The organism is Sagittula salina, assembly GCF_017813235.1.
In the GTDB taxonomy this organism is placed as follows: Bacteria; Pseudomonadota; Alphaproteobacteria; order Rhodobacterales; family Rhodobacteraceae; genus Sagittula; species Sagittula salina.
Genome location: NZ_JAGISH010000001.1, coordinates 570,513 through 582,561 on the forward strand (window position 1 = coordinate 570,513; position 12,049 = coordinate 582,561).

At 64.5% G+C, this 12,049-nt stretch carries 10 protein-coding genes and 1 tRNA gene; 7 read left to right on the forward strand and 4 right to left on the reverse strand.

The window, feature by feature from the left end:
* Positions 1–18 precede the first annotated feature (18 nt).
* Positions 19–2,148: a selenide, water dikinase SelD gene (selD, locus tag J5474_RS02670; protein ID WP_209359045.1), complete on the forward strand. Its 2,130-nt coding sequence runs from the start codon at positions 19–21 to the stop codon at positions 2,146–2,148.
* On the opposite strand, the gene mnmH is transcribed toward selD, so the two are convergent.
* Positions 2,130–3,197: a tRNA 2-selenouridine(34) synthase MnmH gene (mnmH, locus tag J5474_RS02675; RefSeq protein WP_209359047.1), complete on the reverse strand. Its 1,068-nt coding sequence runs from the start codon at positions 3,195–3,197 to the stop codon at positions 2,130–2,132. The two genes, selD and mnmH, sit on opposite strands and share 19 nt — an antisense overlap.
* Before the next feature lie 135 nt (positions 3,198–3,332).
* On the opposite strand from mnmH, the gene J5474_RS02680 reads away from it, so the two are divergent.
* Positions 3,333–3,407 (forward strand) — tRNA-Phe (locus J5474_RS02680).
* Between the two features lie 573 nt (positions 3,408–3,980).
* On the opposite strand, the gene J5474_RS02685 is transcribed toward J5474_RS02680, so the two are convergent.
* The gene (locus tag J5474_RS02685) at positions 3,981–5,408 is read right to left on the reverse strand and encodes a Glu/Leu/Phe/Val family dehydrogenase (RefSeq protein ID WP_209359049.1); all 1,428 of its coding nucleotides are present in this window, start codon (positions 5,406–5,408) and stop codon (positions 3,981–3,983) included.
* Positions 5,409–5,758: 350 nt separating this feature from the next.
* On the opposite strand from J5474_RS02685, the gene J5474_RS02690 reads away from it, so the two are divergent.
* The 3 genes from J5474_RS02690 to J5474_RS02700 all read left to right on the forward strand — a co-directional run bounded on the left by J5474_RS02690 (position 5,759) and on the right by J5474_RS02700 (position 8,884).
* Positions 5,759–7,627: a Tad domain-containing protein gene (locus J5474_RS02690; RefSeq protein WP_209359051.1), complete on the forward strand. Its 1,869-nt coding sequence runs from the start codon at positions 5,759–5,761 to the stop codon at positions 7,625–7,627.
* A gap of 127 nt (positions 7,628–7,754) precedes the next feature.
* Positions 7,755–8,288 (forward strand): TadE/TadG family type IV pilus assembly protein, encoded by a 534-nt coding sequence (locus tag J5474_RS02695; protein WP_209359052.1) that lies wholly within the window; start codon positions 7,755–7,757, stop codon positions 8,286–8,288.
* Positions 8,289–8,299: 11 nt separating this feature from the next.
* A complete protein-coding gene (locus J5474_RS02700; protein ID WP_209359054.1) occupies positions 8,300–8,884 on the forward strand; it encodes a TadE/TadG family type IV pilus assembly protein in 585 nt (194 codons plus the stop codon).
* A gap of 3 nt (positions 8,885–8,887) precedes the next feature.
* On the opposite strand, the gene J5474_RS02705 is transcribed toward J5474_RS02700, so the two are convergent.
* Entirely contained in the window at positions 8,888–9,373 is a 486-nt protein-coding gene (locus J5474_RS02705; RefSeq protein ID WP_209359056.1) for a hypothetical protein, read from the reverse strand.
* Positions 9,374–9,549: 176 nt separating this feature from the next.
* On the opposite strand from J5474_RS02705, the gene J5474_RS02710 reads away from it, so the two are divergent.
* On the forward strand, positions 9,550–9,999 hold the full coding sequence (locus J5474_RS02710; RefSeq protein WP_209359058.1) for a methylated-DNA--[protein]-cysteine S-methyltransferase: 450 nt from the start codon (positions 9,550–9,552) through the stop codon (positions 9,997–9,999).
* Between the two features lie 144 nt (positions 10,000–10,143).
* On the opposite strand, the gene J5474_RS02715 is transcribed toward J5474_RS02710, so the two are convergent.
* Positions 10,144–10,977 (reverse strand): prephenate dehydratase, encoded by an 834-nt coding sequence (locus J5474_RS02715; RefSeq protein WP_209359059.1) that lies wholly within the window; start codon positions 10,975–10,977, stop codon positions 10,144–10,146.
* 170 nt (positions 10,978–11,147) lie between these two features.
* Here J5474_RS02715 and J5474_RS02720 point away from each other — a divergent pair, with 170 nt between their 5' ends.
* On the forward strand, positions 11,148–11,660 hold the full coding sequence (locus J5474_RS02720; RefSeq protein WP_209359061.1) for a c-type cytochrome: 513 nt from the start codon (positions 11,148–11,150) through the stop codon (positions 11,658–11,660).
* The last annotated feature ends 389 nt before the right edge of the window (positions 11,661–12,049 follow it).

Consider the following 12,049-nt stretch of genomic DNA (forward strand, 5'->3'; position numbering starts at 1 on the left):
TGAGGGGGGCGACAGCGCATGCGACAGGATTGGCCATTCACGCGGGACCTCTTGCTTATCGGCGGTGGTCATACCCATGCGATCGTGTTGAAACGCTGGGGCATGACACCCCTGCCGGGCACCCGCGTGACGGTCATCAACCCCGAGCCAACCGCGCCCTATTCCGGGATGTTGCCCGGCCACCTTGCCGGGCATTACAGCCGCGATGCGCTGGACATCGATCTCGTACGGCTGGCGCGCTTTGCCGGGGCACGCTTGCTGATCGACCGGGCCACCGGGCTCGACCCGATTGCACGCGCCGTCACGCTGGCTTCGGGGCGGCGGATCGATTTCGATACCGCCTCCATCGACATCGGCATCACCAGCGAGATGCCACAGTTGCCCGGTTTTGCCCAATACGCGGTTCCGGCGAAACCGCTCGGGCGCTTTGCTTCTGCTTGGCGCGCTTATCTCGATCAGACCGGCCCGGCACAGGTGGCGGTGATTGGCGGCGGCGTCGCCGGTGCGGAGATTGCCATGGCCTTCGCTCACGCGATGCGGGCGCGCGGTCGTCCGGCCCAGGTGCACATTGTAGAAAGCGGGAGAGTGTTGGCCGCACTTCCGGAGCGCGCGGCCCAACGCCTCAGGTCCGCTCTGGAAACGCAGCGCGTCACGCTTCACGAACACACCAACGTAACCGAGGTCACTGCCGAGGGATTGCACACGGACAAGGGCGCGATCCCGGCCCGTTTTGTCTGTGGCGCGACGGGTGCGCGCCCCCAGGACTGGCTGCAGAACAGCGATTTGGCCCTGCACGAGGGGTTTGTCGAGGTCGGCCCCACGCTGGAGACCTCCACCCCCGGCATCTTTGCCGTCGGCGACTGTGCGCATATGGTTTCGACCCCCCGCCCCAAGGCCGGGGTCTACGCGGTCCGGCAAGCCCCCGTGCTGTATGACAACCTGCGCGCCAGCCTAGCGGGGCGGTCGCCGCGGCGCCGTTATGTGCCGCAGTCGAATTACCTGAAGTTGATATCACTGGGCGAGAAAGCCGCGCTTGGCGACCGCTTTGGATGGTCTTTCTCCGGCGGCTGGGTGTGGCGTTGCAAGGACCGTATCGACCAGACCTTCATGAAGAAGTTCAGTGACCTGCCCGCAATGGAGCGTCCGGCAGCCCCGAAAGAGCACGCCGAAGGACTCGACGATCTGTTGCGGGGCAAGCCACTCTGTGGCGGCTGCGGCGCCAAGGTAGGGCAACCCGCGCTGATTGCCGCGCTGCAAGCCGGATCGGGTGACGCGATGCCGGGCGACGACGCGGCGGTGGTGAGCATCGACGGCGCGCAGCTGGTGTTGAGCACCGACCACCTGCGCGAAAGCCTGCTGGACCCCATCGCCATGACGGAGATCGCTGCGCATCACGCGCTCGGCGATATCTGGGCCATGGGCGGTCGCCCTAAGGCAGCGACGGCGAACCTCGTGATCCGACAGGCCTCCGGGCGGATCGCGACCCGCATCCTGCGGGAGATCATGGAGGCCGGCCGCGCCGTCATGGAAGATGCCGGGGCGGAGATCGTCGGTGGCCATTCCTCGCAGGGGGCGGAAACGACCATCGGCTTTACCGTGCTGGGCCGTTGCGACCGCGCGCCAATCACGCTGAAGGGCGCGCGCCCGGGCGACCGGCTGATCCTGACAAAACCCATCGGGTCCGGCCTCATCATGGCGGCGGAGATGATGGGTCAGGCGCAGGGCGCTTGGGTCGCGCAGGCCTTGAGGCTGATGACGGTCTCACAGCGCCGGGCATCGGAAATCCTCTCGGGCGCCCATGCCATGACGGATGTGACCGGCTTCGGGTTGCTCGGACATCTGCACAACATTTGCATGAACTCCGGCAGCGGGGCGGAACTCTGGCTCGATGCGGTACCAGTGATGACGGGCGCGCATGCGCTGGCAGAGAGCGGACTACGCGCCTCCCTGCATGGCGAAAACCGATTGGTCATGCCGGAACTCCCCCAGGACGCGCGCCACGATCTGCTGTTCGATCCGCAGACCGCGGGGGGCCTTCTGGCAGCTGTGCCGCCGGGGGACACGTTGCAACGGCTGATTGACGCGGGCTATCCCGCCGCGGAAATCGGCGAGGTCACCGGCCAGCCGGGCTACTTGCGCGTGGTCTGAACCCGCTCCAGGCGCGCGGCGATGCGGTTGGCGAGCGCCTCCAGCGCGGCATCGTCCAACGTGGGGGTCTCGAACCGTTCCAGAATCGTCGGCGCAATCGCCTGCATCGCCTTCCGATAAGCCGGATCGTAGTGATCAGCAGCCAAGGTGCGGCAAAGCGCCTCCGTCTCCCCGGCCGCGCTCAGGCGGCACCATTCATCCACCAAGTCATGACCGCGATGGAAGCGCAGCGGTTTCAGCTTCGCCGCAAGCGCCTCCGGATCGGCTAGGATGTCGGCATAGGCCGCCGCCAGGTATCGCGCGCGCGCGCCTAGTGGCACCTCCAGTTCCAGCCACGGCGCCGCCTTCATAGCCTCCCAGACTGAGGGGGGGAGGTTCAGTTCGCCGATCTTTGAACTCTCGGCCTCCACCAGTACAGGCCGCCCGGGGTCGAACGTATGCAGCGCCTGCGCCAATCGGGTTTCGAACGCCTTCTGCGCCGGCTGCCCTCCTGGCATGCCCCCCAACAACGAGCCGCGGTGATGGGCCAGCGCCTCGAGGTCCAGCACCTGCACGCCGCGCGCCGCGATCAGTGGCAGAAGCGCGGTCTTGGCGGTACCGGTGTAGCCACCCAGTTGCACCATGGCAAAAGGCAGGAGCCGGTCATAGAGATAGTCTTTCACCAACCGCCGGAAGGTCCGATACCCGCCCTGCACCACGTCTGATCGCCAGCCGATCTCCTTCAGCATCCAAGCAAAAGTCCCCGACCGCTGCCCGCCGCGCCAGCAATAGACCAGCGGACGCCACGCCCCGTCATGCTCCGCCAGCGGCCCCGATACGTGCCTTGCGGCGTTCTCGAAGACCAGCGCGGCTCCCAGCTTGCGCGCCTTGAAGGGGCTTTCCTGCTTGTAGATCGTCCCCACGTGGGCCCGCTCCTCGTTATCGAGGACCGGCAGGTTAATCGCGCCGGGCACATGATCCTCGGCGAATTCCGCGGGGCTCCGCACGTCGATGACCGTGTCAAAGCCGTGATCGAATATCTCGGAGAGCGTTTTCGGGGTGAGTGTCATGGCCCCCTGATAGCCCTTCGCGGCCGCCCGCGAAAGGCTTTGCAGGCGGGATAAAAAAGCTGAATTTAGCTCTGGACACCGGTTTGTGGCTCAGCTATTCCGCCACCACCCGAGGGGCAGCGCCCTTCACCCAGTGCCCGGGTAGCTCAGGGGTAGAGCAGTGGATTGAAAATCCTCGTGTCGGTGGTTCGATTCCGCCCCCGGGCACCATTTGCTTCGCTAAGCTATTGGAAAACCTCAGCTTTGACTTGATCTTGCAGAGGCGAAGACCACGATCACCCCGACTTCTGTTCCGTTTTCATTTGTGATGGCCGGAATCTTCTACTTCGGCCGTCGTGCTCCCCGGGAACTGTGGCACCGCTATTCGTCCTCCAGGGTCTCGTACTCGCTGCGGACCCTATGAGCCGTGGTCGCGGCCTCCCGGGCCATCGTCGTCACATGCGGGCGGCCGCATCGTGTTGGGAAGTTTGGGCGCGATTGGTTTCTGTGGGGTGGCACCACATGTCCGGGGCGGGACAGGCGGTCGGTCCTCGGGTGCCGGTTCTGGGGCCAATCGGCGGCGTCTGCCGTGCGCTCTGTATACCGGCGCCTCTTTTTCACCTTCTACCAAGGGGGCTGCTCGGCCCTTTCGCGAGGGTGCCGGGTCGGAACCGTGGCTGCGCGTCGGCGCGGGCCTTGTGAACAGGGCTGAAGAGATCTTCTGGCGAAAGTCGGCCACCCGTTCGCGTGGCCCATTCAGCCCCGCCGCGATCCGGCTTGACCCGGCAGAGCGGGCCGGGGCGGTCAGATGCCCTTTGCGGTGTAGGTCCGCGCTATACGGGCAATGGCCACCATGTAGGCGGCGGTGCGCAGGTCGGTGACCTCCTCCCGCCCCTGCCAGAGTTCGCGCATGGTTTGATAGGCGGCGCGCATGGTGTCATCGAGACCGGAGCGCACCAGTTCCAGTTCGTCCGCCCCGCGCAGGTAGCGGTCACGAAAATCCGGTTGCAGCGACCACGCCGCCCCCATGGCGCGGTCGAGCCGCTCCAGCTCCTTCACCACCAGCCTGTGCCGCGCTTCCTCCTGCCGCCGCTCCATCCGGCCAAAACGGATGTGCGACAGGTTCTTTACCCATTCGAAGTAGGAAACGCTTACCCCGCCCGCGTTGGCGAAAAGATCGGGAATGACCAGAACACCGCGGCGGCGCAGGATGTCGTCCGCCCCGGCGGTGACGGGGCCGTTGGCGGCCTCGATGATGAGGCGGGCGTTGATCCGCTCCGCGTTGTCCACTGTAATGACTCCCTCGGTCGCGGCGGGAATGAGGATGTCGCAGGCTTCCTCCAGCACCTTTGCGCCCTCCGCCACGGTATTGGCCTCGTGGTAGCCGGTGACGCCGCCATGCTTTGTCAGCCAGTCGTGCACGGCCTCAACGTTCAGGCCCTCGGGATCGAAGAGCGCGCCGTCGTGTTCCACGATACCAATGATTCTTGCGCCGTCCTCCTGGCTGAGGAATTTGGCCGCGTGATAGCCCACATTGCCGAGCCCCTGGACCACGACTGTCTTGCCCTCCAGATCGCCCGAGAGCCCGGCCCTTTGCGCGTCTTCCGCGTGGCGGAAGAATTCGCGCAGGGCGTATTGCACGCCGCGTCCCGTGGCCTCCACTCTGCCCTGAATGCCACCGAAGGTCTGCGGCTTGCCGGTGACGCAGGCGCGGGCATTGATGTCGGTCGGGTGCATCCGGGCGTATTGGTCGGCGATCCACGCCATTTCCCGTTCCGAAGTGCCCATGTCGGGCGCGGGCACGTTCAGCGCGGGCGAAATCAGGTCGCGGCGAATGAGTTCATAGGCGAAACGGCGGGTGATCTGTTCCAGTTCGTGTTCGTCATATTGCCGGGGGTCGATGCAGAGGCCGCCCTTCGAACCGCCAAAAGGCACCTCCACCAGAGCGCATTTGTAGGTCATGAGCGCAGCAAGCGCCTCGACCTCGTCCTGATCCACGGTCGAGGCGAAGCGGACACCGCCCTTCACCGGCTCCAGATGTTCGGAATGCACCGAGCGGTATCCCGTAAAGGTCATGATCCGCCCCCGCAGGCGAACACCGAAGCGCACCGTATAGGTGGCGTTGCAGACGCGGATCTTTTCCTCCAGCCCCGGCTCAAGATCCATCAGCGCCACGGCGCGGTTGTACATCAGGTCGACACTGTCGCGAAATGTGGGCTGCGGCGCAGTCATTCCGGTGGCTCCTCTTCGCCTGCTCGCACAGACTATACTTATGAGGTGGTGGGAACATACCCAAATTCCCTTTATACCTGTTTGTGACATTACGAAACGAACGGGCCAAGGCAGCATCTGGCTCCGAGTCGTACAGTCAACCATTTTTCGGGACACGGTGACGGGTATTTTCCCGACCCGGGAAACAAAGCAGCCGATATATCGGGACTTTGCCCGAAATTCAGTTAAAGTCTTACAAAATTGTGAGTCAAACTGCCCAAATTCAGCCATCTTGACCGGTCAAAAAGGGTCATCCGAAAGGTCGGGTCGCTTATTTGTTTGCGACTGGCCCCGAACCGCAAGGTGCCCTGATGATGCTGCGCAAGATACCCAAAGCCTTCCCGGCCGACCGGGACCTGACCGCTCACAAGGATATGCCCGCGCGCCGCTCCGCCACTGGCGGGTGGCTGGGTCGCTTCTGGAACGATCAGGCCGGTGCGATGTCCTACATCGCGCTGACCGGTTCGCTGATCATGATGATCTTTGCCGGGATCGGCATCGACATGATGCATGCCGAATTGCGCCGCAACAAGGTGCAGCACACGCTGGACCGTGCAGTTCTGGCGGCGGCGAACATGAACAACACCCGCGACGAGGAGCTTGTGGTGCGCGACTACTTCCGCGCCATGGACATGGAGGAGATGCTGGACAGCGTGGATCCCGATGCGAGCCAGGGCAGCCGCCGTGTGACCGCTGAGGGCAAGAGCGAGGTCGACTCCACCTTCCTGTCGCTGCTGGGGATCGACGCGCTGGAAGTCACCGGCAGAGCTACGGCGGAAAACTCCGTGGCACCGACGGAAATCAGCCTTGTGCTGGATATCTCCGGGTCCATGTCGGGACGGAAGCTCGCACAGCTGAAGTCGGCGGCGAAGACTTTTGTCGACACTGTTCTGGGCGAAGGCGGCAACGACAGCCGCGTGACTATTTCCATCATCCCCTACAACGCGACGGTGAACCTCGGGCCGGAGCTGGCTGCGCGTTATGCCATCGAGATGAACCACAACTTTTCCACCTGCGCGACGTTCACCGATGCGCAGTTCGACACGACCGAGCTGGATCCGGATACGCCGATGGGGCAGATCGCTCCGTTCGACCCGTCATCGGGCCGCGACATCTTTGTCGATCAGCCGTGGTGCTCCACCGGGACCACCGGCAACATCATCGCGCACAGCGCCGACAAGGCGATGATCAACGGTTTCATCGACGGGCTGGTGGCGCAGGGCAATACCGCGATCGACCTCGGGATGAAGTGGGGCGTCGCGCTGCTTGACCCCACGGCCAAGGAGGTGATCGCCGATCTCGCCGACGCGGGCCTGTCGCCCGAGGCCGCGCAGTACCGCCCCGCCGCCTACGAGAGCACGACGCAGAAGTTCGTCGTCGTCATGACAGATGGCGAGAACACCGAACAACGCGACCTGAAGGACTACATGAAGAACCCGGACAACATGTCCAACGTCTGGGTTGACGATCACGGCACCCCGGGTACCGGCGACGACCGCTGGTCGATCCGGGTCATCGACAATCCCGGCGACCATCGCGATGTGTTCTACTGGCCGCATGCCTCGGGCCGGACGCCGCGCTACAACAACGGACCCTATTCCTGGGTGATGGACGGGGCCGCCCCATTGGTGGACGGCGTGGCGACCATCGAGTCGGACTCGGGGCGTTCGCGAAGGAAGCTCAAGTGCTCCACCTACCAGAGCGCGGGTGGCAACTCCGGCCAGAGCACGCTGCTGGAAACCATAACTTCCATCGACTATTCCGAATTGGCGGGTACCTCCGATGGCAACCTGGACTGTACCAACTATGCGCCGGTGCAGCTGAACTGGATGGAGCTCTTCAGCACCGTGAAGGTCAGCGAATATGCCAACCGCTGGATCTGGCAGGCCTTCATCGATGGCAAGGCTTCCTACCAGCAGTACCGCGACGCCTACTACGCCTGGGAGGTGAAGGTGGATGGCCGCACGGCGGACAACCGTCTGGACCGGATCTGCGAAGCCGCCAAGCAGAAAGGCATGGTGGTCTACTCCATCGGCGTGGAGGCCCCCGAACGCGGCCGCCGCGCCATGGGCAGCTGCGCCTCCTCGCCGGCACATTTCTATGACGTTACGGGCGGCCAGCTGATCGACGCATTCTCCTCGATCTCGGACATGCTCGTGGAACTGCGCCTGACGGAATGATCTGAAGACTCCTTCCAAAGACCCGCGCGGCGCCCGGAGCGGCCCCGGCCGCGGGCCCCGAAAGACCACGGAACCGCCCTGTGCATGCCTGCGCGGGATCAGGAAACACTGACCAAAGGCCAAGACAATGACCCGTGCCATTCTCTCCAAGCTGCGCCGTTTCCGGACCGCTGAAAACGGCTCCATGGTCCCGGCTGTCGCCCTCTGGATGCCGATCTTCATCATGTTGATCGTCTCCGCGATGGAGCTGGGGGTGATCACCGTCCGTCAGGTCCTGCTCGAACGGGCGCTCGACCAGACCATGCGCGAGGTCAAGCTGGGGAACGGCCCCGCCACCCACGATTCATTCAAGGCCGAGATCTGCGAAAAGGCGAAGTTCCTGCCGGATTGCAACGACACGCTCCAGCTTGAAATGATCCCCGTCGACATCCTGGCCTGGTCCGAGCCGCCGATGACCATCGACTGCCGCGACATGGTGCAGCCAGTGTCGCCGCAGCGCCACTTCACCTACGGCCGAGGCGGTCAGGTCGTATTCCTGCGCGCCTGCTACAAGTTCAAACCGATTTCCCCCACAGGCGGGCTCAACGCGAGCCTGCCGAAAGACGGTGAAGGGTATTTTGCCCTCACCGCCACCACCGCCTTCGTGAACGAACCGAGCTGAGGAAGGATCAGATGATGAAAAAGCGCCTAAAGGCCGCCCTGTCCCGGTTCAGCCGCGACACCGAAGGCTACGTAAACGTGGAATCGATTATCGTGATGCCCATCCTGCTGTGGCTGTTCGGCGTGGGCTGGGTCTATTTCGACGCCTTCCACCAGCAAAGCGTCAACCAGAAGGCCAACTATGTGATTGCCGACATGATCTCGCGCGAGACGAACGGCATCAACGGCGCCTATGTCGATGGCGCATTCGACTTGCTGACGACCCTGACAAAATCCGATGATGCCCTGACGGATATGCGCATCGCCGTGGTGCAGTACGACGCCGACAAAGACTCCTGGTCGGTGGTCTGGTCCCGCCAGCGCGGGTCGACTCTGCGCGGCCGGTCCAACAACCTGAGTGACGCCGACATGGCGACCTACCGCACTATGCTGCCCGCTGGCATGGACAACGAACAGCTTCTGATCGTGGAAACCTGGGAAGACTGGGAACCGGCCTTCGATGTTGGCATCGGCGCCTTCGACATCCGGACCTACAGCTTTACCAGCCCGCGCTATGCACCGCAGATCCCTTACGTGCGGGGCAACCTGAACAGCTGATCCTCAGTCTTCGTCGCCCTGCTGCACCAGCAGGGCCGCGATCACGTCCGCCACGGGCTTTGTCACCGCGCCGGAGGTGACGCCGCCGATGGCGATACGCCGCCCCATGCGCCACCACAGGCCCGGACGCCAGGCAGCGCCGTCGGGGGTCCCGAGCAGGATAAGGAAACCGTTCGAAGGCTTCATCGCAAAAGTCGAGCGGTCGACCTTTTCGATATTGTCGAGGCGGGCGACCAGCGTGCCGTCGCTGTCGGTCAGCGCGTCCTCCGTCAGGATGAGCGTGTGGCCGGTGGCCTCCCACATGCGCATGGCGAACCACAGGGCAAAACCGCCAAGTGCGATCAGGAAGACCTGCCAGAACATGGCCTGCGGCGGTTCGGCCACGGCAAGGTACAGCAGCAGCCCCCCCAGAAGCGCCATCGCGCCCACGCCGATCACCCGTCGCGGTGCGGTGGCCCCGATGCGGGCCAGTTCCTGTGTGTCGTTCATCGCGCGTCCCCTCTCGTCTCGCCCCCCTCCTAGCGGCTGGCGCAGGCGGGGGAAAGCGCCAAGGGCGCCCCACGCCGCGCTTTGCGCCCCGGCGGGCGACATGGCAGTGTCGCTCCCAAAGGTCACAGCCACGAACCAACGCGGAGCCGCAGGTATCTTCCAGGGAACGAACCATCATGCCCAGCTTCACCCTCGACACGCGGAATGGACCCTTTTTACTGGAAGAGGACGGCGGCAGGCTCATTGCCTGCGGCTGGCGCATGGGCGGGATGGAGCGCACGCCCCTGCTCGACGAGGCCGCCCGCCAGGTACAGGCGTGGTATGCTGGCAGGCTGACGCGCTTCGACCTGCCGCTCGAAGTCGGAGCCAGCCCCTTCCAGCGCGCCGCATGCGACTGGATGGCGGAAATTCCCCTCGGCGAAACGGCAACTTACGTCCAAATGGCACACGCCCTGGGGGTCTCGGCGCGGGCAGCGGGACGCGGCTGCGGCGGCAACCCGCTGCCCCTCATCGTGCCTTGCCACCGGGTTCTGGGCAGCCGGGGCCTCGGTGGCTTTTCCGCAGGCGGCGTGGAGACGAAGGTCTTCCTGCTCCGCCACGAGGGCGCGGCAGGCTTGCTGATCTAGTCCTTCCTAGGGGACCGGGCGCCGCACCTGCTTCTTTGGTTCGGAAATACCGCGGGGGTCTGGGGGCAGCGCCCCCACCGCGCGGCCGAAGGTCGCGCGCCGATCGCCTCGCCACGCGAGGCGAAACCGCCCGGCCCAAACCGCTCAGTCCCGGCCCGCGTCCCGCGGGTAGACGCCGAGGATCTCCAGCATTGAGGTGAAATAGGCCAGTTCCTCCAGCGCGCGGGCAACGGCCGGATCCTCGGGGTGGCCCTCGATATCGGCGTAGAATTGCGTCGCGGTAAAGGAACCGCCGACCATGTAGCTTTCCAGCTTGGTCATGTTGACGCCGTTGGTGGCAAAGCCGCCCATCGCCTTGTAAAGCGCCGCGGGAATGTTGCGCACCTGAAAAACGAAGGTGGTCATCATGCCATGCTCGCCCCGGCGGGTATTGTCCGCCTCAGGCGACATCAGCAGGAAACGGGTGGTGTTGTGGGCGTGGTCCTCGATGTGGCGCGCGAGGATCTGCAACCCGTTGATTTCGGCGGCAAGGTCGGAGGCCAGCGCGCCAACGGTCTTCAGCCCATCGCGGGCGATTTCTGCCGCTGCCCCCGCGCTGTCGGCCCAGGATTCGCCGCGGATGCCATATTTCTTCAGGAAGCTCGCCGCCTGCGGGATCAGCACCGGGTGGGCGCGCACGACCTCCAGATCCTCGATCACCACGCCGGGCAGTGCCATCAGCGAGATATGCACACGGACGAAGGCCTCGTCGACGATCTTCAGCCCGGATTCCGGCAGCAAGCGGTGGATGTCGGCGACGCGCCCGTAGGTAGTGTTTTCCACCGGCAGCATGGCAAGGTCGGCACGCCCCTGCCGAACCGCATCGATGACATCCTCGAAGGTCTGGCATGGCAGCACCTCCGCCCCCGGCCGCGCGTCGACACAGGCCTGATGGGAATAGGCGCCAAGTTCCCCCTGAAAGGCGATGCGGTGTGTCATGAGGGTCCTCCCGAGGCGCGTCGAACGGCCAAAGCCGTGCGACGCGTGGCAAATTACCGGCATTCCCCGCCCGCAAGGGCGATTGGTCGCGGCTTCTATCGCTTGCCACCGGCAAAGGGAAGCCGTAGATACCCGCGCGACGGACACATCTTAGACGAACAGGGCATCTCATGTTTGACACGATGACAATGACCAAGGTTGTGGGCGGCGTCTGCGGCGCCCTGCTGATCTACCTGCTGGGCAAATGGGCGGCAGAGACCGTGTACCACGGCGGCGCCGGCGCCCATGGCGAGGAACATGCCGCAGCCTATGTCATCGAGGCAGGCAGCGACGAACCCGCCGAGGCCGAGCCCGAAGTTGACTTCGCCACGCTGATGGCCTCCGCAGATGCGGGCAAGGGCGAGAAGGTCTTTGGCAAGTGCAAGGCCTGCCACAAGATCGACGGATCGAACGCCACCGGCCCGCATCTTGACGGCGTGGTGAACCGCGGGATCGGTGCGGTCGACGGCTTCAACTACTCGGGCGCACTGCAGCAGGTGGGCGATAACTGGACGCCGGAGAACCTCTTCCACTTCATCGAAAACCCCAAGGGCACCGCGCCGGGCACCACCATGAGTTTCAAGGGCCTGCCCAAGGCGGAGGATCGTGTCAACCTGATCGCCTACCTCGAAACCATCAGCTGATCGTTTCGACCGAGCGCAGGAACAGGGCCGCATCCGAAAGGGTCGCGGCCCTTCTGATTCCGGTCTTTTAATTCCGGTCGCTCTGACACAGGCCGCCTTGTTCAGGCTGCTGCGAATTCAGGCGCGTTCGGTGACCTGCCCTTGCGGACCTTCGCCAACGCTCCTTGTCTTTCGGAATCCGGCCCACCCAATTCCCCTCCACCAAGTCCGTGCGCCACAGGTCCGGCCCCCTGCCCCGGACCTGTCCGAATCCCGAGTTCCCGGCCAGAGCCCCCCTTACATCCCTCGACGACCGCACCGGACGGCGCAGCCGCCCCGGCAGATCGCCGCCCCGCGGGCGTCACAAAGCCGTCAAGCCGAAGCCCCCCCTTTATTCTCGGCTTGAATGT

Bases quoted from the DNA above. Each gene is read 5' to 3' on its own strand.
- selD (WP_209359045.1), top strand. From the start codon at position 19: ATGCGACAGGATTGGCCATTCACGCGGGACCTCTTGCTTATCGGCGGT.
- mnmH (WP_209359047.1), bottom strand. From the start codon at position 3,197: ATGACACTCACCCCGAAAACGCTCTCCGAGATATTCGATCACGGCTTT.
- J5474_RS02685 (WP_209359049.1), bottom strand. From the start codon at position 5,408: ATGACTGCGCCGCAGCCCACATTTCGCGACAGTGTCGACCTGATGTAC.
- J5474_RS02690 (WP_209359051.1), top strand. From the start codon at position 5,759: ATGATGCTGCGCAAGATACCCAAAGCCTTCCCGGCCGACCGGGACCTG.
- J5474_RS02695 (WP_209359052.1), top strand. From the start codon at position 7,755: ATGACCCGTGCCATTCTCTCCAAGCTGCGCCGTTTCCGGACCGCTGAA.
- J5474_RS02700 (WP_209359054.1), top strand. From the start codon at position 8,300: ATGATGAAAAAGCGCCTAAAGGCCGCCCTGTCCCGGTTCAGCCGCGAC.
- J5474_RS02705 (WP_209359056.1), bottom strand. From the start codon at position 9,373: ATGAACGACACACAGGAACTGGCCCGCATCGGGGCCACCGCACCGCGA.
- J5474_RS02710 (WP_209359058.1), top strand. From the start codon at position 9,550: ATGCCCAGCTTCACCCTCGACACGCGGAATGGACCCTTTTTACTGGAA.
- J5474_RS02715 (WP_209359059.1), bottom strand. From the start codon at position 10,977: ATGACACACCGCATCGCCTTTCAGGGGGAACTTGGCGCCTATTCCCAT.
- J5474_RS02720 (WP_209359061.1), top strand. From the start codon at position 11,148: ATGTTTGACACGATGACAATGACCAAGGTTGTGGGCGGCGTCTGCGGC.